The organism is Corynebacterium bouchesdurhonense, assembly GCF_900078305.2.
Taxonomy (GTDB): domain Bacteria; phylum Actinomycetota; class Actinomycetes; order Mycobacteriales; family Mycobacteriaceae; genus Corynebacterium; species Corynebacterium bouchesdurhonense.
In genome coordinates this window covers 1,074,108-1,097,923 of record NZ_LT546028.1, presented here as the reverse complement: position 1 = coordinate 1,097,923, position 23,816 = coordinate 1,074,108, and the positions used below count along the sequence as shown (strand labels likewise).

The following is a 23,816-nucleotide window of genomic DNA, read 5'->3' as shown; positions in this document are numbered from 1 at the left end:
AGGAAAACGGTTCCTCAAGAGGGCACTCACCCGACGACGTTGCGGGTCAGCCGAAAGTACCGACGACCAAATCCCATGCCGCTCCCTAGATATTCGGCTGTTGGTAACGGGCGGCGCGGGGCCCGGTGGGAAATATGCCTGTATACCGGCCCGCGGCCGTGTGGTGTGGGCTCGGCGGTCTGTGGTGGTCTGCGGTGCCCTGGTTTTCGTAAATAGGCATATTGCAAAGAGGCATATTCTCCTACCATGGATCACCGACCTGGGGTTATGCCTGTTTGTGGGCGCGGGGCCGGTGGGGAATATGCCTGTTTACCGGCCCGCCGCGGCGTTGCCGGGTGGGCTCGGTGGCCTGTGGCGGGGGACCAGACCCCGTCTGGTCCCGGGGGTGCTGAAACTCGAAACCAGCACCTCGTTACCACCATGTTCGTATGGTGGTAACGAGGTGCAGTGTTCGAGTTCTAACGCATGGTGGGCCCGACCAAAAGGGGTGATGCCTGTTTCACCGGTGAGGGGTGAAAGCGCAACGGCCCCGCACGTGTGGTGTGCGGGGCCGTGGGTATTGAGTTGTTTTGGGTTGTTGGGTCGGCGGTAACCTACTCTCCCACACCCTCCCGGGTGCAGTACCATCGGCGCGGGCGGGCTTAGCTTCCGGGTTCGGAATGGGACCGGGCGTTTCCCCGCCGCTATGAACCACCGACACACATGTGGGGCCACACCTGGGTTGGTGTGGTGTGTCAGATACTGGTGAGTGGACGCGAACACACACACGTGTGTGTGGTTTCGTAGTTGTTTGCACGGTGTGTATGAGTACACGTAGGTGGTTGTGCGGGTTAATTGTTGGTGTATTAGTACCAGTCGCCTTGTGGTCATTACTGACTGTCTAGTTCTGGCCTATCAACCCAGTAGTCTCCTGGGAACCTCAAATGAAACCTCATCTTAAAACAGGCTTCCCGCTTAGATGCTTTCAGCGGTTATCCCTTCCGTACGTAGCTAACCAGCGGTGCTCCTGGCGGAACAACTGGCACACTAGAGGTACGTCCGTCCCGGTCCTCTCGTACTAGGGACAGCCTTCTGCAAGTTTCAACGCGCGCGGCGGATAGAGACCGAACTGTCTCACGACGTTCTGAACCCAGCTCGCGTGCCGCTTTAATGGGCGAACAGCCCAACCCTTGGGACCTACTCCAGCCCCAGGATGCGACGAGCCGACATCGAGGTGCCAAACCATCCCGTCGATATGGACTCTTGGGGAAGATCAGCCTGTTATCCCCGGGGTACCTTTTATCCGTTGAGCGACACCACATCCACAAGTAGGTGCCGGATCACTAGTCCCGACTTTCGTCCCTGCTCGACTTGTAAGTCTCGCAGTCAAGCTCCCTTGTGCACTTACACTCTAAACACCTGATTGCCAACCAGGCTGAGGGAACCTTTGGGCGCCTCCGTTACATTTTGGGAGGCAACCGCCCCAGTTAAACTACCCACCAGGCACTGTCCCCAACCCAGATCATGGGCCAAGGTTCAGGTATCCACTACGGTCAGAGTGGTATTTCAACAACGACTCCACAACCACTGGCGTGGCCGCTTCTCAGTCTCCCACCTATCCTACACAAACCGCACCGAACACCAATACCAAGCTGTAGTGAAGGTCCCGGGGTCTTTTCGTCCTGCCGCGCGTAACGAGCATCTTTACTCGTAGTGCAATTTCACCGGGCCTGTGGTTGAGACAGCAGGGGAGTCGTTACGCCATTCGTGCAGGTCGGAACTTACCCGACAAGGAATTTCGCTACCTTAGGATGGTTATAGTTACCACCGCCGTTTACTGGGGCTTAAATTCTCCGCTTCGGTATTCCTACCTAACAGGTCCTCTTAACCTTCCAGCACCGGGCAGGCGTCAGTCCGTATACATCAACTTCACGTCTTCGCACGGACCTGTGTTTTTGATAAACAGTCGCTCCCCTCTCTTCGCTGCGCCCACCCCCAGCTCAAACCAGCACGTGGCCATCACCGGGTGTGGTCCCCCTTCTCCCGAAGTTACGGGGGTAATTTGCCGAGTTCCTTAACCACAGTTCACCCGACCGCCTTAGTATGCTCTACCTGATCACCTGTGTCGGTTTGGGGTACGGGCCGTACATGCACATCGCTAGAGGCTTTTCTCGGCAGCACAGGATCACCAACATCACCCTTTCATGGGCTACGCATCACGCCTCACACACCATAGGGGCCGCATTTCACATGCCCCAGTGCTACACGCTTGCACCGCAATCCAATAAGCGGCTTGGCTACCACTCTGCGTCACCCCATCACTGACCTCCACGACTCAGGCCCCACGCATCAACCACCCACACACATCAAAGATGCGTGTGGGTAGCGTCAGGGTGGTTAGTATCACCGCTTCTGGTATAGGTCGCGCACATACGGGTACGGGAATATCAACCCGTTGACCATCGACTACGCCTGTCGGCCTCGCCTTAGGACCCGACTCACCCTGGGAAGACGAACTTGACCCAGGAACCCTTGATCATTCGGCGGATACGATTCTCACGTATCATTCGTTACTCATGCCTGCATTCTCACTCGCATGCAGTCCACCGCCCCTTACGATACGGCTTCACCCCACACACGACGCTCCCCTACCCAACGCAAAAATACGTTGCCGCGGTTTCGGCGGTGTACTTGAGCCCCACTATATTGTCGGCGCGGAACCACTCGACCAGTGAGCTATTACGCACTCTTTCAAGGATGGCTGCTTCTAAGCCAACCTCCTGGCTGTCTTCGCGATCCCACATCCTTTTCCACTTAGTACACCCTTAGGGGCCTTAACCGGCGATCTGGGCTGTTTCCCTCTCGACTATGAAGCTTATCCCCCACAGTCTCACTGCCATGCAACACTTCAACCGGCATTCGGAGTTTGGCTGACATTGCTAAGATGATAGTCCCGCTCAACCAACCAGTAGCTCTACCTCCGGCAAGCTCACATAACGCTGCACCTAAATGCATTTCGGGGAGAACCAGCTATCACGGAGTTTGATTGGCCTTTCACCCCTACCCACAGCTCATCCCCTCAGTTTTCAACCTAAGTGGGTTCGCGCCTCCACAACCTCTTACAGCTGCTTCACACTGGCCATGGGTAGATCACCCCGCTTCGGGTCCAGGACATGCCACTACAAACACCCATTTCGGATTCGCTTTCGCTACGACTACCCCACAAACGGGTTAACCTCGCGACATGCCGCTGACTCGCAGGCTCATTCTTCAAAAGGCACGCCATCACACCCAAAGTGGTGCTCTGACGGATTGTAAGCGCACGGTTTCAGGAACTCTTTCACTCCCCTCCCGGGGTACTTTTCACCATTCCCTCACGGTACTCAATTCACTATCGGTCACACTGAGTATTTAGGCTTACCGGGTGGTCCCGGCAGATTCACAGCAGATTCCACGAGCCCGCTGCTACTCGGGACATCACACAAATGCGACACACGCCTTCACGTACAGGGGCTCTCACCCTCTCCGGCGGCACATCCCAGCACCTTCCGCTAACACGCATCAACACTTCGCACACATGGCAGTGCATGCACAGTGACATCCCACAACCCCCAACACGCAACCCCTGCCAGGTATCACACGCATCAGGTTTAGCCTCATCCGCTATCGCTCGCCACTACACACGGAATCACAATTGTTTTCTTCTCCTGCGGGTACTGAGATGTTTCACTTCCCCGCGTACACCCCCACACAGGCTATGCATTCACCTGCAGGTCACACCACACAACTGGTGCGGGGTTTCCCCATTCGGACATCCTCGGATCAACGCTTCGTTGGCAACTCCCCGAGGCATAACGCAGCCTCGCACGTCCTTCATCGGCCCAGCATGCCAAGGCATCCACCGTACGCCCTTGATCAACAACACACACAAACAAACACACACATACTAAAACACAACAAACAAGAAGAAATCACACACAAACCAAACCCACACACACAAACAGCGCGCGCAGGCCTAGCTTGATGCTCGCGTCCACTCTCCAGTTCTCACACACCACACCCACACACCACACCCCAACCACAACAAGGCTAAAGCACAGTGCGCAGATCCAGGCACACACAACAAAGCGTGTTGCCCCAGACACCCGACAGCATGCCAACACACAAAACACTGCTTGCAAACACTTGATTGCGTAACCCACGCAGCCACACCACATGAGCGCCACACCCAGTGGCGCCGGTGCATGTCCACCTGGATTTTTCAATAACACGGTCGGCAGCCGCACCCACGGCGACTCAACCAACCACACCCCACAACCGTGAGGCAGAAAAACAAATAAGCTCCTTAGAAAGGAGGTGATCCAGCCGCACCTTCCGGTACGGCTACCTTGTTACGACTTCGTCCCAATCGCCGATCCCACCTTCGACAGCTCCCATGACAGGCCACTGGCTTCGGGTGTTACCAACTTTCATGACGTGACGGGCGGTGTGTACAAGGCCCGGGAACGTATTCACCGCAGCGTTGCTGATCTGCGATTACTAGCGACTCCGACTTCATGGGGTCGAGTTGCAGACCCCAATCCGAACTACGACCGGCTTTAAGCGATTCGCTCACCCTCACAGGCTCGCTGCGCGTTGTACCGACCATTGTAGCATGTGTGAAGCCCTGGACATAAGGGGCATGATGATTTGACGTCATCCCCACCTTCCTCCGAGTTAACCCCGGCAGTCTCTCATGAGTCCCCAACCAAATGCTGGCAACATAAGACAAGGGTTGCGCTCGTTGCGGGACTTAACCCAACATCTCACGACACGAGCTGACGACAACCATGCACCACCTGTACACCAGCCACAAGGGAAAGACTATCTCTAGCCCGATCCGGTGTATGTCAAGCCCAGGTAAGGTTCTTCGCGTTGCATCGAATTAATCCACATGCTCCGCCGCTTGTGCGGGCCCCCGTCAATTCCTTTGAGTTTTAGCCTTGCGGCCGTACTCCCCAGGCGGGGCGCTTAATGCGTTAGCTACGGCACGAACCCCGTGGAAGGGACTCACACCTAGCGCCCACCGTTTACGGCATGGACTACCAGGGTATCTAATCCTGTTCGCTCCCCATGCTTTCGCTCCTCAGCGTCAGTTACTGCCCAGAGACCTGCCTTCGCCATCGGTGTTCCTCCTGATATCTGCGCATTTCACCGCTACACCAGGAATTCCAGTCTCCCCTACAGCACTCAAGTTATGCCCGTATCGCCTGCAACCCCACAGTTAAGCTGCGGTATTCCACAAACGACGCGACAAACCACCTACGAGCTCTTTACGCCCAATGAATCCGGATAACGCTCGCCCCATACGTATTACCGCGGCTGCTGGCACGTATTTAGCCGGGGCTTCTTCTCCAAATACCGTCAAAATTCGTCTTTGGCGAAAGGAGTTTACAACCCGAAGGCCGTCATCCCCCACGCGGCGTCGCTGCATCAGGCTTGCGCCCATTGTGCAATATTCCCCACTGCTGCCTCCCGTAGGAGTCTGGGCCGTATCTCAGTCCCAATGTGGCCGTACACCCTCTCAGGCCGGCTACCCGTCGACGCCTTGGTAGGCCATTACCCCACCAACAAGCTGATAGGCCGCGAGCTCATCCCACACCGAAAAAACTTTCCACCACCGCCACAACACGATGGTCCTATCCGGTATTAGACCCAGTTTCCCAAGCTTATCCCGAAGTGCAGGGCAGATCACCCACGTGTTACTCACCCGTTCGCCACTCGAGTACCCCAGCAAGCTGAGGCCTTTCCGTTCGACTTGCATGTGTTAAGCACGCCGCCAGCGTTCATCCTGAGCCAGGATCAAACTCTCCACAAAAACGTTTCAGCAGAAACAGGCCGTGAAAAGCCCAAACCCAACCAAAAACAAACCAACCAACACCCACACACCACCAAAAACAGCAGCGCATAAATGCCAGGCTGGCAAAACAAAAAATCCTTCAATTACAAAAGCATTGGCCCACATCCCGACGGGGACAAAACACAAGACCAACACCGTGAACAATCACATGCCCACAAAGCAGCACCCACCATCAAAGGTTCGCAAGCACCACCACCAGCACACACCAACCAACACCCAAAAACAGGCACCAGCCAGCAATGCACCACACAGGCACACAACCAATCCACAAACAAAAAATGCATTGGCACACTATCGAGTTCTCAAACAACACACGCACACCCCGCTTCAGAGCTTATCGCTCATCCGCTGCGTTAGCTTGCACTACGTTACGTGGAAAGTTTTTTCCTGTCAACCCGGCGTTTATGTACCGGCTTCCCGGAGTTCACATCCCCGTAACCTCTATGCGTTTATTTTCGTTCCTCCCGCTCGTCTAGCCCTGTGGCCGGCCGCTCGGAAGCAACGGGTGAAGATATAACCACGCGCCAGAAACGCTTGCAAATCGCCAGGTCAATCCGCTTATCTGGCCACGCTTCACGGATTCCGTGACATGGAGCAACCCGGCGGGTATCGTAGATGTTGATACGTCATCTAACTTCGAGGAGCACCACCATGAAAGCGTTCGGATTCCTGAGCTTCGGGCACTACGCCCTCGGCGGCCAGCGCGGCCCGTCCGCGGAGAAGGTAGCCAACATCCACCTAGAACTGGCCCAAGCCGCGGACGAGATCGGCGTAAACAACGCATCGTTTCGCGTCCACCACTTTGTGCCCCAGGCATCCGCTCCGATGCCACTGCTCGGCGCTGTGGCTGCCACCACCAAGCACATCGAGGTGGGCACCGGCGTGATCGATATGCGGTACGAGAACCCGCTGTACCTCGCGGAGGAAGCCGCCTCGTTGTACCAGCTTTCCGGCGGACGGGTGGCGCTGGGCGTGTCTCGCGGTGCGCCGGAAGTGGCCGAGCGTGGCTGGGAAGCCTTCGGCTACACGGGTAAGGCCCCGAACGGCGCGGACGTGGCGCGCGACCATCTCGAAACGTTCATGGCCGCCGTTGACGGCAACGGCTTCGCCACAGCCGCGCCGCTGGGGCGCCAGTACCCCAACATGTTCCGGCCCGGCTCTGCCTTGCCGGTTTTCCCGCTCGCCCCGGAGCTGCGGAAACACATCTTCTACGGCTCCGGCACACACACTTCGGCGGAGCAGACCGCCCGGAACGGCCTCAACCTGATGTCTTCCACCCTGGTCTCTGAAACCACCGCCCAGACCCTTGGAGAGATCCAGGTGGATCAGATCAACCGGTACCGGGCCGCGTGGAAGGAGGCGGGGCACAGCTGGACGCCGCGCGTGTCGGTCTCCCGCTCCATCTTCCCCATCGTGGACGGTGCGGACATGCAGAGGTTCGGGATGCACGCCTCCGGCTCCGACCAGGTCGGCGTGTTGCCGGACGTCGGTGCCTCCACGTTCGGCCGCACCTACGCCGCCGAGCCAGACAAGCTCGTCGAGCAGCTCAAGGCCGATCCGGCCGTCATGGCCGCCGACACCCTGTTGATCACCATCCCCACCGGCATGGGCGTGGACGTGAACGTGAGAATCCTGGAGAACTTTGCCAAGTACGTGGCTCCCGAGCTGGGGTGGCAACCCAACACCGAGGGGCCGGTAACCGGCTACGCCATCGACTAAGGAAACCACGCAAAAGAAATCCCCCGGTCATACCGACCGGGGGAAATCGCACTAGGTGGAGCCGCCGGGAATTGAACCCGGGTCCTTCACCACCGCGCCAGGGCTTCTCCGTGCGCAGTCCGCGCGTGACCTCTCATCGGCCCTCCGGATCAGGCGAACATGTCCGGATGGTGGGCCCAGTCAGTGAAGAGTGTCCCTTCCAAGGCCCCACTGACAGGGCCGGAAGGCGAGTCCCCTAAGTCGACGCCAGGGACCGGAGCGGGGACATCCCCGGCCTGACGGACACGCAGGTCGCTTGCTCTAATACTTAGGCAGCGAGGGCGTAGTCACGCTGAGAGTTCTTCTCTGCGTTTATTAGTTGCAGCGACGCTCACGGTGGTCTCCTGCCTGCACCGGCACGCTTCCCCTGGCTTGGTCGATGAAGTCGAAACCAAAATCGACCCCTTCAACTACGAAGAAACGTAGGAAGGTGAACTTTAGCCCAGGGACGCGCACGTGCGCAAGGGGGCGCACGAACCACCGAGAGCGCTTAGGCGCGCTCGCCTTCCACCGGACGAACGCGGAGGAACTCGACCACGGCCTCGGGGCCGGCGTCAACGGCGAGGCGGGCGGCGCGGACGACCTGGGTGGCGTCCATCTTCGGGCGGTCGCCGTGCTGGGCGCCCGCGATCATGTCGGTGTCGGTGCGGCCAGGGTGCAGCGAAGTCACGCGGACGCGCCCCTCCTCTTCGAGGCGCAGGGAATCGGTAAAGCCGCGCAGGGCAAACTTAGAGGCGCAGTAGGCGGAGTTGCCCGGGTAGCCGTTGAAGCCGGCTCCGGAGTTGATGGTGATGATGAGACCACGGGAGCGTCGCAAAGCAGGCAAAAGCTCCCTTACGAGGGTGACGGGAGCGAGCACGTTGATGTCGAAGCTCTCCCTCCACTCGGCGTCGGTGAGCTCGGTGAACGGCGCCTTGTGCAGCACGCCGGCGGCGAGAACGAGGACGTCGAGCTCCGTGATCTCGCGGGCGGCGCGCACGATGGCATCAGTGTCGGTGAGGTCGACCTCGAATGGCTCGGCGCTCGGCAGCGCGCCCACAATATCGGAAGCGTCCTTCGACGCGCCCGCGTAAATGTGGTGGTCTTTGCCGAGCTCCTCGGCGATGGCGCGGCCGATGCCGCGGGATGCTCCAGTAACAAGTGCCTTCTTCATACGCACCCACCGTACTGAAAGCTAGGCTTTGATCCCCTTCAGCTTGCGGCCGAGGTCGCGGGTGATCTCGCGGTCCTCCGTGCGGCGCTTGATGTCGCGGCGCTTGTCGTAGTCCTGCTTACCCTGCGCGAGCCCCAGCTCGACCTTGGCGCGGCCGTCCTTGAGGTAGATGGACAGCGGCACAAGCGTGCGGTTGCCGTCCCTGAGCTTGCCGTCGAGGGAATCGATCTCTCGGCGGTGCATCAAAAGCTTGCGGGTGCGTCGCGGCGGGTGGTTGGTCCAGTGCCCGCGGGAGTACTCGGGGATGTGCATGTTGCGCAGCCACACCTCACCGTTGTCGATGGTGGCGAACGCCTCGACCAGAGATACTTTGCCCTCGCGCAGCGCCTTGATCTCGGTGCCCTGGAGCACGATGCCCGTTTCCCAGCTGTCCAAGATGGTGTAGTCATGCCGGGCTTTCCGGTTGGTCGCAAGAACGCCGGAGTTGCTCAGCTGCTGCTTCTTCTTCTTGGCCATAAGGTGTCTCATCCTACTACCCCGGCTCGGGGTGGCACCTATTTACGCACGTAGGAGCGCAGCGCGATCTGTGCGGCGAGACCGCCGACCACAATCGCGGCGAGGCCAACCAGCGGCATGACCGTCCACACCGCCGACTCCGGGACGTCGGCGATGAGCTGCGACGAATAAAGGTCTCCCAGCATCGAGTCGATCACCGAGCGCTTCCCCGCCCACACTAAAACGGTGGCCAGCACGGCGCCGAGGGCGACGGAGATGACCGCCTCGAGCACGAACGGGGCCTGCGTGAACCAGCGCGACGCGCCCACCATGCGCATGATGCCGATCTGCTCGCGGCGGTTGTAGGCAGCCAGCTGCACCATGTTCACGATGAGGAAGATGGCGGCCAGTCCCTGCGCGCCCGCGACGGCCCAGGTGACGTTGCGGAACGTGTCCATGGTGTTCGCGGCCTCCCGCACGGTGTCCGCCTGGTCCGTCACCACCGCCACCTGCGGCATGTCGCGGATCGCGTCCACGGGCGCGGTGTCGGACGGGTCCTTCAGGCGAACGTGCAGCGCCGCCGGCAGCGCGTCCGGGCTGGTCTCACGCACCAGGTCAGGCTCGGAATCCTGGAAGAGCTCCACGAAACGCTCGTAGGACTGCTGGCGGTTGCGAAAGGTCACCTGCTCCACGCGGTCGTCCTTCTGCAGCGCGTCGCGCACCTCCTGGCACTGCGGGCTGGAGCAGTCCCGATCATTGGCCGAAATGTCCTCGTCCAGCTCCACCATCACCTCGACGCGGTCTAGGTAGAGCGCCTTAGTGTCAGCTGTAGCTCGCGAGAGCAGCACGCCGGCGCCCACCAGCGCGAGCGACAGCGCCGTGGTGATCACCAGCGCGATGGTCATGGTGATGTTGCGGCCGAGGCCTTTGAACCCCTCGCGGAACACAAAACCCCAGTTCATTTACGCCCTCCCGTACACGCCGTTGGCGTCGTCGCGGACCAGTTTGCCCAGGTCCAGTTCCATCACGCGCCGGCGCATCTCGTTCACGGCGCGCGCGTTGTGCGTGGACATAACCACGGTGGCGCCGAGGCGGTTGATGCGGCCCAGCAGCGCCATGATCTCGTCGGCGGTGGCCGGATCCAGGTTGCCGGTCGGCTCGTCCGCCAGCACCAGCGGCGGCTTGTTCACAAACGCGCGCGCGATGGCCACGCGCTGCTGCTCGCCGCCCGAGAGCTCGTGCGGCATGCGCTTCGCCTTCGACGCGAGCCCCACCAGCTCCAGCGCGTCCGGCACCAGCTTGTCGATGCGCGCCTTGGACTTGCCGATCACCTCGAGCGCGAACGCCACGTTCTCGTACACGTTCAGCCGCGGCAGCAGCCGGAAGTCCTGGAAGACGTAGCCGATGGACTGGCGCAGCTTATTCACGTCCTTGCCGCCGAGGGCGTTGACATGGAAGTCGTTGAACCAGATGTCGCCGGAGGTGACGTTCTCCTCGCGGATCATCAGCTGCAGGAACGTGGATTTGCCGGAGCCGGACGGTCCGATGAGGAAGACGAAGTCCCCGTCATCGATGGTGAAGGACACGTCGTCCAGGGCGGGCCGGGTTGACGTGGGATAGACCTTTGTCACGTGGTCGAAACGAATCACGGCCCACACCTTACCTGTTACTGCTGGGACAAAAGAAGGCCTAAGGGAAAATGGGAGGAAGGGGGCGTCGAAAAGCAAAATGCCCCCGAAGGGGCTTGTTTTGCTTATCGACGATCCCTTAGTCGTTGATGTAGCGGTACTGCTTGTTGACGAACTCGTCGAGCGCGAAAACCGAGAGCTCGCGGCCGAAACCGGAGCGCTTCACGCCGCCGAACGGCAGGATCGCGGAGAAGTACTGACCGAGGTTGACGTGGATCATGCCGGTGTCGATCTGATCCGCGACCTTGGTGGCCTTCTCGATGTCCTCGGAGAAGACGGCACCGCCGAGGCCCTGGTAGGAGTTGTTGGCCAGCTCCACGGCCTCCTCCTCGGAGGAAACCTTGTAGATCTCCGCCACCGGGCCGAAGAACTCCTCGTAGTACGGCTCGGAGCCGACCGGGAGGTCGGTGAGGACCGCCGGGGAGAAGTACGCCGAGGTGTCATCCATCTCGCCGCCGGTGCGAAGCGTCGCGCCGGCCGCCACGGAGCGCTTGACCTGATCGTCGAGGATCTCGGCCGCGCGGCGCGAGGACATGGGGAAGTACTCGTTCTCGCCCGGGTTGGACGGGTCGCCCTTGGAGTAGGACTCCGCGATGTTGACCATCTCGTCCACGAACTGGTCGTAGATGTCCTCCATGACGATGATGCGCTTGTTGGAGGTGCAGGCCTGGCCGGCGTTGTGGACGCGCTTGTCCCAGGCCTCCTGGGCGGCGGCGCGGATGTCCGCCGCGTCCAGCACGATGTACGGGTCGGTGCCGCCGAGCTCGAGCACCACCTTCTTCAGGTTCTTGCCGGCGGTCTCAGCCACCTTGGCGCCGGCGCGCTCGGAGCCGGTCAGCGACACGCCCTGGACGCGCGGGTCCGCGATGATGGTCTCGATCTGCTCGTGTGTGGCGTAGACGTTGATGTACACGCCGTCCGGCAGGCCCGCGTCCTTGAGGATCTGCTCGAACGCGGCCGCGGACTTCGGAGTGATCTCGGCGTGCTTGAGGATGATGCAGTTGCCGTTCATCAGGTTCGGGCCGGCGAAGCGGGCGATCTGGTAGATCGGGTAGTTCCACGGCATGATGCCGAGGATGGTGCCCAGCGGCAGGCGGCGAACCACCGCCTTGCCGCCCGGGACGTCCACGTTCTGCGGCGCGCAGTGCTCCGGCGCGTTGTCCGCGTAGAACTGCATGATGTCGCCGGAGAAGTTCATCTCCCACTCGCCTTCCGGAATGGGCTTGCCCATTTCTTCGGCGGCGATCTTGGCCAGCTCATTTGCGCGGTCACGCAGCAGCTGGGCAGCCTTGGAAACGATCTCGGCGCGCTCCTCGTAGGTGGTGTGGCGCCAGGAATCGAACGCCGCGGCGGACTTGTCCAGGATGTCCTGGATCTCCTGGTCGGTTGCGAAGTCGAAGGTCTCCACAATCTCGTTGGTCACCGGGTTCTGCACGCGGTAGCGGTTCTCAGCCATGGTTTCCTCGTTGTCCTCTCAGTTGGGTTTTGCGAAATGGTGTACGTGTGTGAACTCTATCACTATGCGCCCGGGTTGTAAGACCCGTCGCGCATCTTGATGCCCTCGTCCTGGCCCATGTACGAGGTTTCCTCGGTCAGGGCATCGCGGATGATGCCGTGGTTCTGCTCCTGCTCGGCCGCCAGCGCCTCCGGGTTGGCGTAGAGGAGGTCGAAGCGCTGGCGCACGAGCGGCATGTCGAGCTCGAGGAACGGGCGCATGACGGACTGCGGGACGTTGTAGAAATCCGCGATCTCATCGCCGTGCATGATGCGGGTGTTGGCGTAGATCCAGTCATTGATGGACTCGTCCGGGAACGGCAACAGGCCCTTGGCGTTGGTGAGGAAGCCGCTCATCAGGGCATCCACCAGGGCGCGGGAGGAATCGTTCGGCTCGCCGTCGACGGAGTGAATCGCGTCGATGGTCTCCTGGGACGCCGCGATGTCCGTCTCGGGCTCGAGGATGTCCTCCGGGATGCCCAGCATGCGGCCGACCACGCGCCAGAGGTAGAACACGTCCTGCTCCTGCTCCAGCGGCAGGGTGTAGCCGAGGTTGCGCAGGTAGGTGAACGCGATGTAGGTGAAGTCGAACCAGGTGCGGAACATGTCGAACTCGCTGATCGGCGCGCCCCACTCGCTGTAGTCGAGCCCCAGCTTGTTCTGCACGCGGCGCACGTGCGCGTGCATGGCGCGCACCATGCCGGTGTGCAAGAAGCTCAGGTTCCCCGGGCGCAGGCCGTCCTTGAGGTACACGGAGTAGATCCAGTTGGTGGTGTACGCGAGGCGGTGCACCGCGCCCTTGGTCAGCTCGCCGGTGTTCACCAGCACGTCTGCGATGGACGGCGCGGCGTAGGTGTGCACCAGAGCGCCCGGGCCGAGCGAGAGGTTGTGGGCCAACACCGGAATGGACAGCGCCGCCTTCTGGCCGCGCTCGACGCGGTCCCAGTCCACGCCCTCGAGCGCCTTGTTCATGTCCTCCACCAGCGCGGCCACTGTTGGGATGGTGTCCTCGCCGGCTTCGCCCTTGGCCAGGGCGTCGCGCAGCGCGGGCATGATCTCGCGCACGGGCTGGCCGCCGGTGTACAGCGCGTCCGCCACCGGGTCCGTCGCCCAGTAGGCCCGCTGGAAGCGGCTGGCGCGGTCCTCGCCGAAGCGGGCGACGAACTCCTCGCGGGAGCCGCGGTTGGCGGGCCATTCGTCGCGGTCGTAGAAGTCGTCGGCAAGCGGCTGCTCGGTGAAGATCTCGGTCATGGTTCTCTCCTTCTATCGGGTTGGGCCAAGTTGTTTGGGCCTAGTGGGTGGGCGCGGTTAGCGCTGGGCTTCCTTGGACGTGTCGTGCAGCGAGTAGTCGCGCTTGGTGTCCGGCTCGTGCTCGGTGATGTAGGTCTCGATCTGCTTCAGCACGTCGCTCCACGGCGGCTTGCCGTCGGCGGCCTTACGCACCTTGGCGGCCTCGGCTCCCGGCAGGCGGTCGCGCACGCGGTAGGCGGCGGCCTCAGCGCGGGCCTTGGCCAAGAACCCCGTCTTCCACACCAGGTAGTTCGTGCCCTCGAAGCGGGAGCCCTTGACCATGAACTTGGTGTCCTCGTCCCCGATCACCGTGGCCAGGCCGCCGAGCACCTGGGCCGGCATCTTCTCGTCCAGCTTCTCCAGCACGCTCATCAGGGCGGTGGCCACCTGCACGTGGTAGCTGGAGGAGTAGCCGCCGTTGGCGTAGATGAAGTCGGTCATCTTGCGCATCTCGTCGCCGGTCTTGGGAATCAGGCGCTCCTCGGCGCCCATCAGGTGGAGGACCCACGCCCAGTACATGGCCACGTCGTCCCAGTCGCGGCCGGAGTGCGGGCGACCGAAGAACTCGTCCACGGCGATCGGCATGAGCGCGAACCAGCCCTCGCCGGAAACGAGGAAGCTCGAGCCGATGGGGCGGCCGAACTGGTTGTAGTGCTCCGGGCCCCAGAGCTTCTCCAGCCCGCGGTTTGCCTGGGCGTGCAGCAGGCGGACGCGAACGGCGGCCTTGAGCCCGTCGGAGTAACGGTCGAAGACGCCCTTGCGCCCGAGGTCGACGAAGAACTTCACCGTCTCCACCGTGCGCTGCATGGCCTTGAACTCGAACATGCCGGTCTCGCCCGTGGCGGCGGAGGTGCGGTCCTCCATCGTCGTGGCCCAGAACGCGAACGCGATGGAAAGCAGCTCGGCGGACGGCGTCACGTTGTAGTAGGCCACGCGGCCGCGCTCCGCGGCCTCGAGATCGATCCACTCCGGGATCTCATCGACGTCCTTGAAAAACTCCACGAGCTCCGGCGAGGGGTCCTCGACCTTGTCGATGCCCTCGGCCAGGGCCTTCTCAAAGTCGGCGCGCGCCTTTTTCGGACCCTCGCGCTTAAACGCCTCAGCCAGCGCGGCGCCCTTCTCGTCGGTCTGCCACATGTGGTCGTCCAAGAGCTTGGTCTGCGGCGAGTTGTAGCCGTCCCAAGTGTCAGCCACGGTGTGCCAGCGGTCGAAGAGGTTGTGGCGCAGCGTGGACCAGCCCGGCGTCTTGGTGCGGCGCTCCGGCGCGGGCCGCAGCGGCATGCCCTCGCGGTAGAAGTACCGGAAGTCCTCGTAGGGGTTGTCGGACATGGGCAGCACCTGGGGGGCCGATGCGTGCTCAGCAGCGTGCTCAGATGGAGCTGTGCGCTCAGTATCTGCGTCGATGCGTGATGTCATGGTCGTCCTTTCCAGTGGAGAGGGGTAGATTCCGCGATCCGGACAGCAGCCTGGTGTTCTATGGATAACGTTCTGCGCACGGATGTGCAATGGCTCACGTTTCGCGTTCCCCGATGGTATACATAACAACGTCGGCGGACAACCGTTTTCGCGCAGAACTTTCTCGGAGCACCACCCGGTGCCTACCGCGACCTAGCGGGACACCCGCACGAAGGAGATCACCATGAACGCCATGAACGCTGCCACCACAAGCAACGTCGAAACCCAGGCCACCGTCCCGCTCACCGTGGTCGACGTGCAGCGCACCGCGGACACCATCGCGCTCATCACGCTCCGCACGCAGGACGGCCAAGCCCTGCCCGGGTACGAGCCCGGCTGTCACATCGACGCGCACCTGACCACCGAGGCCGGCGAGCCGATCACCCGCCAGTATTCCCTGTTCACCATGTCCCCCACCGGCAATGAGCAGGGCCTTTACGGCGTCGAGGTGACCCGCGAGCACTTCGCGTACGGCGGCGCCGCGGCAATGTACCGCCTCGAGCCGGGCGACACGCTGCGCATCTCCGCGCTTCGCAACAACTTCCCGCTTGCGAAGGGAGCGTCCCGCTCCATCCTCGTCGGTGCGGGTGTGGGGATCGCCCCCATCTTTTCCCTCGCTCGGGGGCTTGCGCTTGCCGACGCCACCTTTCGCGTCATCTACTTCGCAAGCAGCGCCGAAAAGGCCGTCCTCTCCCACCTCATCGAGGAGTATTGCGCCGACCGCACCCGCAACGTCTTCGCCTCGGGCGCCCGCGAGCAGCAGGCCGACATCGTGCGCGACGCGATCCGCGAGCACGGCGGAGACCCAGAGACCACTCACCTCTACGTGTGTGGCCCCCAGGGCTTCATGGACGGCGTGATTGAGGTTGCCGGGGAGACGCTCCCTGCGCGCAATATCCACTGGGAGGCGTTCCGGCCCACTGAGGTGGCGCTCGCGGGCAACCAGTGCGCAGATGGGGCGTTCGAGATCGAGTTCCGCGGCATGTCGATGGAGGTCCCGGAGGGCAAGTCGGTGCTCGACGTGCTCGAGGAAGAGGACCTGCCGATCATGTCCCAGTGCGCCGAAGGCACGTGCGGAACCTGCGTGATGCGCGTGGTGGAGGGCACCCCGGATCACCGGGACAGCGTGTTCACCGAGGATCAGCACGAACAAGGCGCCTTCGCCACATGCGTCTCGCGCTCGCTGAGCCCCACCCTGGTGCTGGAGCGCTGGCGCAACGCGCTGGCGTAGGCGTTGAGATGTTTGGGCGCCTAGAGCAGGCGCACCATCGCCACGCCGATCAACACTGTGGCGAGACCGGCGAGGCGGTACGGGGTGGGCAGCGTGCGTCGCCCGCCGGTGCCGATGCCCAGGGATTCCAGCACTTGCCCGCAGATGATGTTGCCCACGAGCGCTGCGATCACCGTGGTACCGGTGCCCAGGATCGGGGCGAGTGCCGCTCCCCCGAAGACGAAGAAGGCCCCGAGCACGCCGCCGAGCCACATCCACCAAGGACCCGGCGCGATGCCGCTGGCCAGCGCCCGGCGCGGCCCGGGCAACGAGAGCGCGAGCGCGAGAAGCACGAGAACGCCCACGGCGAGCGAGATCTGACTCGCCTGCACGGGGCTTCCGAGAGCGCTGCCGAGCCGGCCGTTCACGGCCGTCTGGACGGCGGAACCCATGCCCATCAGCACGCCTGCGGCGCGCAGCAGCCACACGCCCGGGCCGGCGGCTGATCCCGTCGCCGCCTGCCGGCGAGGGATTTCCAGCACCATGGCGATACCCAGCACCACAATGGCCGCGCCCGTCAGGCGCAGGGCCCCAACCGGCACGCGCGGGGACTGGAAAAGGCCGAAGCGGTCGATGACCAGCCCCATGATGGCCTGCCCGAGAATGGGCAGGATCACTGTCTGCACGGCGCCGAGCTTGGGAAACAGCACGATGTTCCCGGCGATGAACAGGACCCCCATGAACCCGCCGAGCCAAATCCACCAAGGCTCGCGCGCCGGGACCGAGAGATCCGGGATAAGGGCGCCGGTGGAGGTGAACGCGAGGGCGGAAGCCACCGCCACCGCAACGACGAAGGAAACGAAAGAAGCGCCGATTGGGGAACCGACGCTTTGCCGCAACCGGGTGTTCACCACCGTTTGGACGGGCACGATCGCGCCCACCAACATCGCGAGGATCAGGAACACCCGGGCGCCTTCTTTCTCTTCTGGGAGTTACTCGTCGGTGGGGATCTCCCCCATCGACTCCATCATCTTTGCCACGTAGCCCGTGTTGATCTCGCCGGAGCGGAACTGCTCGGAGTTGAGCAGGTGGGCCTGGAACGGCGCGGTGGTGACTACGCCGTCGACCTTGAGCTCGTCGAGGGCGCGGAGCATTCGCTCGATGCACTCGTCGCGGTCCTCGGCCCAGCAGATCAGCTTGCCCACCATCGAGTCGTAGAACGGCGGGATGGTGTAGCCGGTCTCGATGTGCGTGTCCATGCGCACGCCGAACCCGCCCGGAGCACGGTAGTGCTCGATCTTGCCAGGGCGCGGAGCGAAGTTCTCGTTCGGGTCCTCCGCGTTGATGCGGCACTCAATCGCGTGGCCGCGGATCTGGATGTCGTCCTGGGTCAGGCGCAGCTTCTGCCCGGAGGCAATGCGTAGCTGCTCCTTGATCAGGTCGACGCCCGTGATCATCTCGGTCACCGGGTGCTCGACCTGGATACGTGTGTTCATCTCGATGAAGTAGTACTTGCGCTCCACGTTGTCGAAGACGAACTCGATGGTGCCGGCGTTTTTGTAACCCACCTCTTTGCAGAGGTTGATCGCGGCCTGCTGGAGGCCGGCGCGCAGTTCGTCGTCGATAGCCGGCGAAGGCCCCTCCTCGATGAGCTTCTGGTTGCGGCGCTGGGAGGTGCAGTCGCGCTCGCCGAGGGCGATCGCGTTCTCACCGTCCGCAAGCACCTGGATCTCGATGTGGCGGATGTCGGTGAGGTAGCGCTCGATGTACACCGAGGAGTCGTTGAACGCGGACTGCGCCTCGTTCATGATCTCGTTCAGGTCGCGCTCGAGGGTCTCCTCCTTCTCCACCACGCGCATACCGCGGCCGCCGCCGCCGGCAGCGGCCTTGATCAGCAGCGGGAAGCCGGTTTCCTTGGCCACGGCCAGGGCTTCCTCGAACTCGGTGACCACGCCGTCGGAGCCCGGAACCGTGGGGACGCCGGCGCGCTTGGCAATCTTCTTGGCCTCGATCTTGTCGCCCATAAGGCGGATGTGCTCGGAGGACGGACCGACGAAGCCGATGCCCTCGTCCTCCACCATCTTCACAAAATTGGCCTTCTCGGACAGGAAGCCGTAGCCCGGGTGGATCGCATCCGCCTTGAACGCCATCGCGGCGCTGACCACGAGCTCCGGGGAGTTATAGCTCTTCGCTGCGTTGGCCGGGCCGATGCACACGGCCTGGTCCGCCTCCTTCACGCCGAGGGAATCCTTGTCGCCCTCCGAATACGCGAGGATGGACTTGATGCCCAGCTCCTTGCAGGCGCGGATGATGCGGAGTGCGATCTCGCCACGGTTGGCGATGAGCACGCTGCCCAGCAGCTGTTCGTTCTCTGCCATGTTGGACGTCCTTTACCTACTTCGCTTTACGCCTACTTCGGCTCGATGATCATCAGCGGCTGGCCGTGCTCGACCGCGTCCTCGTTGTCCACGAGAATCTCGGTGATGGTGCCGGCGGTCTTCGCCTCGATGTTGTTCATCAGCTTCATCACCTCGACGATGCAGAGCACCTGGCCGACCTCGACGGTGTCGCCGACCTTGACAAACGGGTCCGCGCCCGGCTTCGGAGAGGCGTAGAAGGTACCCACCATGGGGGACTTGACCTCGACGCCGTTGGAGGAGGCGGCGGGAGCCGCGGGCGCCTCGGCCTTGGGAGCCTCAGCCGGGGCTGCCGGGGCTGCCTCAGCATTCGGAGCCTCAGCCGGGGCTGCCGGGGCTGCCGGAGTTGCTTCGGCCTTCGGAGCCTCCGGGGCCGGAGCGGCGGGTGCAGCGGGGGCTGCCGGAGCCGGGGCGGCCTTGAGGTGGCTCAGGCCGCCCGGGGTCTTGGACATGGCCAGCTCGATGTCGCCGTAGCGAATGCTGAGCTCCTCGATGTCCTTGGACTGGTTGACCCACTCGAGGAGGGACTTGAGCTCGGTGAAGTTGGTGGTGTCAGACATGGTTACTTCTCTCCTTTGGTGAGGTTGATTTCGAGGTCGTCGGTCTTGAGGTGGAACTCGCCTGCGGTGGTGGTGTCGTAGATCTTCTTGACCAAGGAGGTCAGCTCGCCGCCGGGCACGCCTTCGCCCTGGCCGGAGCGGCCCTCGGCCACGAAGCGCTTCATCTCGTCCACGTGGTTGCCCGGGATGTTCGCGCGCAGCAGCAGGGTGTCGATGTCGTCGTCCGGGTACTGCTCCTTGAGCGCCGGCAGCGCAGGTGTGAGCTCGGGGCGCTCCTCCTTGATCTCGGAGGAACCGTTGGCCTTAATCTTCTCCAGCGCGTCCGGGTCGATCGGGGCGAGCGGCTCGCCGTAGTAGCCAAGGGCGTACTTCTTGATCTCGTTCGGAACGACCGAGTAGCGCTCGCCGGAAATCACGTTCATCACGGCCTGGGTGCCCACGAACTGGGCGAACGGGGTGATCATGATCGGGTAGGCCAGCTCCTCGCGCACGCGGGCCGTCTCGTAGAGCAGATCCTCGAAGCGGTCCGACAGGCCGGCGGTGGCCAGTTGGGACTCGAAGTTGGTCAGCATGCCGCCGGGCAGCTGGTGCATGTAGTGCACGCCGTCGTAAGCGCGGGGCTTGCCCACCGGCTTGTCCTCGCGGTCGGCGATCTCCTGGATCTTCTTGCTGGCGGCGTCGACGCGCTCGTCGTCGATATTGACGGTGTAGCCGAGGGCGCGCAGGTCGCGGGCGAGCGCCTGGGTTGCGGGTTGGCCCTGGCCGTTTGCCAGCGGCGCGATCGAGGTGTGAATGGAGTCCACGCCGAGCTCGGCGCCGTAGATGTAGGTCAGCGGGGACAGGCCGGTCAGGGAGTGGGTGTGAACCTCGAGCGGCAGGTCGTCGCCGATAGCGCTGCGGATGGCGGGGATCAGCGTCTTCATGCGGTCCGGGGTGAGCAGGCCGCCGGCGTCCTTGAGCATGATGCGGTCGACGTTCGTGCGCTCGACGAGTTCCTGCGCCTTGTCGATGTAGAGCTGGTCGGTGTGGACCGGGCTCAGGCAGTAGGACAGGCAGCCGTAGGTCTCCGCGCCCAGCTCCTTGGCAAGGATCAGGGTATCGGCGATGTTGTCGATGTCGTTCAGGCCATCAAAGGCGCCGATAACGCGGAAGCCGTTGGCGTAGAGCCGCTCGACCCAGGTGTGGATGACGTCGTCCGGCAGGAAGTCGAAGGACGCGAGGTTGCGGGAGCGGATCATGGCGCGGAACTTGGTGCCGGGTGCGGCCTCGTGCACCGCGCGCACGCGCTCCCACGGGTCCTCGCGGAGGTAGCGCACCGGGACGTCGAACTGGATCGGGGCCACCAAGTCCACGTGCTCGAAGCCGGCGTTGGTGATGTCATCGAGCAGGTCAAGGATGTGCTCGGTGCGCATGCGAGTCGCCCAAATGGACTGGTGGGCGTCGCGCAGGGTTGTGTCGATGATCTTGATTTCGCGCTCGCTGTCCGCGGGGCGTCCGCCCGCGGCGAAGATTTCAGCGAGGCTCTCCGTGCTCAGTTCTTCTGGACTGAGAGCTGCCATAGTTGCCTCCTTCAAAACACCGGACCCGGGGCATCTTCGGGCGATCTGCGCCCTCGTGGCGGTGCCTCCGTTGCGCACACTGTAACCGCCTTCAAATGTGTCGCGTGACATATACGGAGTGGATTCAGGGAAATCCCACGTTCTCGCACTGGGGAGCGTCGACAAGCATGCCCCCGAAATGGGGTGCGTAGAGCGACAAGAGGTTCGTCTAGCGAACACAGGAGCCATTCGACCTGCGGAAACCCGGCACGGTGCCGCGGGATGTAAGGGTGTGGAAAATGTTTCAACTAACTCGCGGGTGGTCAATGTGACGCACGTTATAGTTTCCCGACACAAGCACTACCGGAACTGAGGGAGGAAACGTGACCCAACCGCACCCCATGGGCAGCACTCACATCGAGGCGGACCGCCCGGCGGACAAGAAATCGCTGTTTGCCAGCGTGATCGGCCAGCTGCTCGAATGGTTCGAATGGAGCTCCTACGCCGTGTTCGCACCGTTCATCGCGCCGGCGTTCTTTAACAAGACGGACCCCACGTCCGCGCTGCTGGCAACGTTCGGTGTCTTCGCCATCGGCTTTCTGGTGCGCCCCCTCGGCGGCATCGTGTTTGGCCACATCGCGGACCGGCACGGCCGCAAGAACGTGCTGATGACCACCATCCTCATCATGGCCGGCGCCTCCGTGGTAATCGGCGTCATGCCCACCTATGAACAGATCGGCGTCTGGGCGTCCGTGCTGCTGCTGGTGGTGCGCGTGCTGCAGGGCTTCGCACACGGCGGCGAATCCGCCACCGCCAACAGCTATATCCCGGAGATCGCGCCGCGCGAGCACCGCGGCAAGTGGGGCTCGATGGTCTACATGGCCATTTTCGGCGGTTCCGTGATCGCCTACACCCTCGGCGGCATCATCTCGCTCGCGCTGACGGACGAGCAGATCGCAGCCTGGGGCTGGCGCATCCCGTTCTGGCTCGGCGCCGCAGCCGCGCTGGTTGCGCTGTACCTGCGCCGCCACATGAAGGAGTCCGAGCACTTTGAGGAGCTCAAGGACGACGCCCCCGCCACCGACGCGATCCCGGCCGGCCGCCCCGCCAACACCCGCTCGCAGACCGTGAACATCCTCCTGGTCATCGGCATGGTCTCCGGCGTGACCTCCGCGCACTACGCCTGGACCTCCTACGTGTCCACGTACGCCATCTCGCACCAGGGCATGTCCACGCAGGGCGCATACTGGGTGACCGTGGTGGCCCAGACCGCCGGCTTGATCGCCCTGCCGCTGTGGGGTGCGCTTTCCGACCGCATCGGCCGCAAGCCGGTCATGTACACCTTCGCCGTGCTGATGGCGCTGCTGCAGATCCCGCTCATGGGGCTCATCGACGACCGCCCGTGGACCCTGCTCGTCGCCTCCACGCTGGCCATCATCACGGTGGCTGCCGGCGGCGCGCTGCTCTCCCCGGTTATGGCGGAGGTCTTCCCCACCGCGCAGCGCACCCGCTCGATCGGCCTGGCCTACTCGCTGTCCGTGGCTGTGTTCGGCGGCACTGCGCCGTACATCTTCCAGTGGTTCACCGCGCACGACCTCGCGTGGGCGTCCGGCACCTACGTCATGGTGCTGTGCGTGCTCACGATCGTGTCCATGAAGATCCTCCCGGAGACCAAGGGGATCGACCTGCGCGAGGCGTAAACGGGGCGTAAACGGGGCTTTAGACCGGGTTGAGGCCCGGTTTAGGCCCCGTTTTGCTCCGCCATGCGCCAGCGGATGCCGGCCTCGAGGAAGCCGTCGATATCACCGTCGAGCACCTTCTGCGGGTCCCCCACCTCGTACTCGGTACGCAAGTCCTTGACCATCTGGTACGGGTGCAGCACGTAGGAGCGCATCTGGTTTCCCCAGCTGGCGTTGCCGCCGGCGCCGAGCGCATCCATCTCGGCCTTCTCCTCCTGCCGCTTGCGCTCGAGGAGCTTGGACTGCAGCACGTTGAGAGCCGACGCCTTGTTCTGGATCTGGGACTTCTCGTTCTGGCACGTCACCACGATGCCGGTGGGCAGGTGGGTGATGCGTACGGCGGAGTCCGTGGTGTTCACGCTCTGGCCGCCCGGCCCCGAGGAGCGGTAGACATCCACGCGGATGTCCGAGTCCGGAATGTCGATGTGGTCCGTCTGCTCCACCACCGGCAGCACCTCCACCTCGGCGAACGAGGTCTGGCGGCGCGCCTGATTGTCAAAGGGCGAGATGCGCACCAGGCGGTGCGCGCCCTGCTCCACCGAAAGCTGGCCGTACATGTACTCGCCGTGCACCACGAAGGTGGCGGACTTAATACCGGCCTCCTCGGCGTAGGAGATGTCGTACACGTCCACCTTGTGTCCGGCCTTCTCCGCCCAGCGCACGTACATGCGCATGAGCATCTCGGCCCAGTCGGCCGCGTCCACCCCGCCCGCGCCGGAGCGGATGTTCACCACCGCTTCTCGCTCGTCGTACTCCCCGGAGAGCATGGTCTGCACCTCCAGCGAATCCACCAACGCAGCTACGTCCGCCAGCTCTTCGTCGGCCGCGGAGGTGTCGCCCTCCTCCTCGGCCAGCTCGTACATCACCGGCAGGTCCTCGATGCGCGAGCGCAGCGAGGTGACCTTGCGCAGTTTGGCCTGCACGTTGGACAGTTCGGTGGTCACCCGCTGCGCGTGCGCGGGGTCGTCCCACAGGCTCGGGTCCCCCGCCTGGCTCTCAAGCTCCCGCGCGCGCTCGCCCAGCGCGTCCAAGTCCATCACCTTCTCAATGGTGGTGAGGGTGGAGCCGAGGTCCTTGATTCGCGCTTGAGTCTCCGGGTGCATAGCGGCCAAGTCTAGCCAATCACCCCCGTGTCCCCGGC

At 63.0% G+C, this 23,816-nt stretch carries 15 protein-coding genes, 3 rRNA genes and 1 other RNA gene; 3 read left to right on the top strand and 16 right to left on the bottom strand.

Annotated features, from left to right (window positions below; translation table 11 throughout):
- Positions 1–580: 580 nt before the first annotated feature.
- From rrf to BN4252_RS09950, 3 genes are all read right to left on the bottom strand, one after another.
- Positions 581–698, bottom strand: a 5S ribosomal RNA gene (gene rrf, locus BN4252_RS09960).
- Positions 699–825: 127 nt separating this feature from the next.
- Positions 826–3,904 (bottom strand): 23S ribosomal RNA (locus BN4252_RS09955).
- Positions 3,905–4,328: 424 nt separating this feature from the next.
- Positions 4,329–5,836, bottom strand: a 16S ribosomal RNA gene (locus BN4252_RS09950).
- The 16S, 23S and 5S rRNA genes sit together here, the layout of an rRNA operon.
- Before the next feature lie 693 nt (positions 5,837–6,529).
- Here BN4252_RS09950 and BN4252_RS09945 point away from each other — a divergent pair.
- Positions 6,530–7,597 carry an LLM class flavin-dependent oxidoreductase gene (locus BN4252_RS09945; RefSeq protein WP_066530250.1) on the top strand — a complete coding sequence of 356 codons (1,068 nt, stop codon included), beginning with the start codon at positions 6,530–6,532 and terminating at the stop codon, positions 7,595–7,597.
- 53 nt (positions 7,598–7,650) lie between these two features.
- Here the strand turns inward: BN4252_RS09945 and ssrA are convergent.
- The 8 genes from ssrA to BN4252_RS09905 form a co-directional block, all read right to left on the bottom strand.
- Positions 7,651–8,041, bottom strand: a transfer-messenger RNA (tmRNA) gene (gene ssrA, locus BN4252_RS09940).
- A gap of 85 nt (positions 8,042–8,126) precedes the next feature.
- A complete protein-coding gene (locus tag BN4252_RS09935; protein ID WP_066530247.1) occupies positions 8,127–8,789 on the bottom strand; it encodes an SDR family oxidoreductase in 663 nt (220 codons plus the stop codon).
- A gap of 21 nt (positions 8,790–8,810) precedes the next feature.
- On the bottom strand, positions 8,811–9,305 hold the full coding sequence (gene smpB, locus BN4252_RS09930; RefSeq protein WP_066530245.1) for an SsrA-binding protein SmpB: 495 nt from the start codon (positions 9,303–9,305) through the stop codon (positions 8,811–8,813).
- Between the two features lie 38 nt (positions 9,306–9,343).
- Positions 9,344–10,246 carry a permease-like cell division protein FtsX gene (gene ftsX / locus BN4252_RS09925; RefSeq protein ID WP_066530242.1) on the bottom strand — a complete coding sequence of 301 codons (903 nt, stop codon included), beginning with the start codon at positions 10,244–10,246 and terminating at the stop codon, positions 9,344–9,346.
- Complete coding sequence (gene ftsE, locus BN4252_RS09920; RefSeq protein ID WP_066530240.1) at positions 10,247–10,933, bottom strand: cell division ATP-binding protein FtsE; 687 nt, start codon at positions 10,931–10,933, stop codon at positions 10,247–10,249.
- Positions 10,934–11,051: 118 nt separating this feature from the next.
- On the bottom strand, positions 11,052–12,428 hold the full coding sequence (locus BN4252_RS09915; protein ID WP_066530237.1) for an NAD-dependent succinate-semialdehyde dehydrogenase: 1,377 nt from the start codon (positions 12,426–12,428) through the stop codon (positions 11,052–11,054).
- A gap of 62 nt (positions 12,429–12,490) precedes the next feature.
- Complete coding sequence (locus BN4252_RS09910; protein ID WP_066530234.1) at positions 12,491–13,717, bottom strand: oxygenase MpaB family protein; 1,227 nt, start codon at positions 13,715–13,717, stop codon at positions 12,491–12,493.
- Between the two features lie 57 nt (positions 13,718–13,774).
- The gene (locus tag BN4252_RS09905) at positions 13,775–15,172 is read right to left on the bottom strand and encodes an oxygenase MpaB family protein (RefSeq protein ID WP_230208630.1); all 1,398 of its coding nucleotides are present in this window, start codon (positions 15,170–15,172) and stop codon (positions 13,775–13,777) included.
- Positions 15,173–15,395: 223 nt separating this feature from the next.
- Here BN4252_RS09905 and BN4252_RS09900 point away from each other — a divergent pair, with 223 nt between their 5' ends.
- Positions 15,396–16,442, top strand: a complete 1,047-nt coding sequence (locus BN4252_RS09900; RefSeq protein WP_066530227.1) for a PDR/VanB family oxidoreductase — start codon at positions 15,396–15,398, stop codon at positions 16,440–16,442.
- A gap of 20 nt (positions 16,443–16,462) precedes the next feature.
- Here the strand turns inward: BN4252_RS09900 and BN4252_RS09895 are convergent, their stop codons facing one another.
- Genes BN4252_RS09895 through BN4252_RS09880 form a run of 4 tightly spaced genes read right to left on the bottom strand, consistent with a single transcriptional unit; the run spans position 16,463 to position 20,957 of the window.
- The gene (locus BN4252_RS09895) at positions 16,463–17,386 is read right to left on the bottom strand and encodes a DMT family transporter (protein WP_066530224.1); all 924 of its coding nucleotides are present in this window, start codon (positions 17,384–17,386) and stop codon (positions 16,463–16,465) included.
- Positions 17,387–17,413: 27 nt separating this feature from the next.
- Positions 17,414–18,799: an acetyl-CoA carboxylase biotin carboxylase subunit gene (gene accC, locus BN4252_RS09890; protein ID WP_078056890.1), complete on the bottom strand. Its 1,386-nt coding sequence runs from the start codon at positions 18,797–18,799 to the stop codon at positions 17,414–17,416.
- Between the two features lie 32 nt (positions 18,800–18,831).
- Positions 18,832–19,398, bottom strand: coding sequence for an acetyl-CoA carboxylase biotin carboxyl carrier protein (accB, locus tag BN4252_RS09885; protein WP_066530221.1), 567 nt, complete (start codon positions 19,396–19,398; stop codon positions 18,832–18,834).
- A gap of 2 nt (positions 19,399–19,400) precedes the next feature.
- A complete protein-coding gene (locus BN4252_RS09880; RefSeq protein ID WP_066530220.1) occupies positions 19,401–20,957 on the bottom strand; it encodes a pyruvate carboxylase in 1,557 nt (518 codons plus the stop codon).
- A 380-nt stretch (positions 20,958–21,337) separates the two neighbouring features.
- On the opposite strand from BN4252_RS09880, the gene BN4252_RS09875 reads away from it, so the two are divergent.
- The gene (locus BN4252_RS09875) at positions 21,338–22,636 is read left to right on the top strand and encodes an MFS transporter (protein WP_066530219.1); all 1,299 of its coding nucleotides are present in this window, start codon (positions 21,338–21,340) and stop codon (positions 22,634–22,636) included.
- 41 nt (positions 22,637–22,677) lie between these two features.
- Here the strand turns inward: BN4252_RS09875 and prfB are convergent, their stop codons facing one another.
- Positions 22,678–23,778 (bottom strand): peptide chain release factor 2, encoded by a 1,101-nt coding sequence (prfB, locus tag BN4252_RS09870; RefSeq protein WP_066530217.1) that lies wholly within the window; start codon positions 23,776–23,778, stop codon positions 22,678–22,680.
- Positions 23,779–23,816 lie beyond the last annotated feature (38 nt).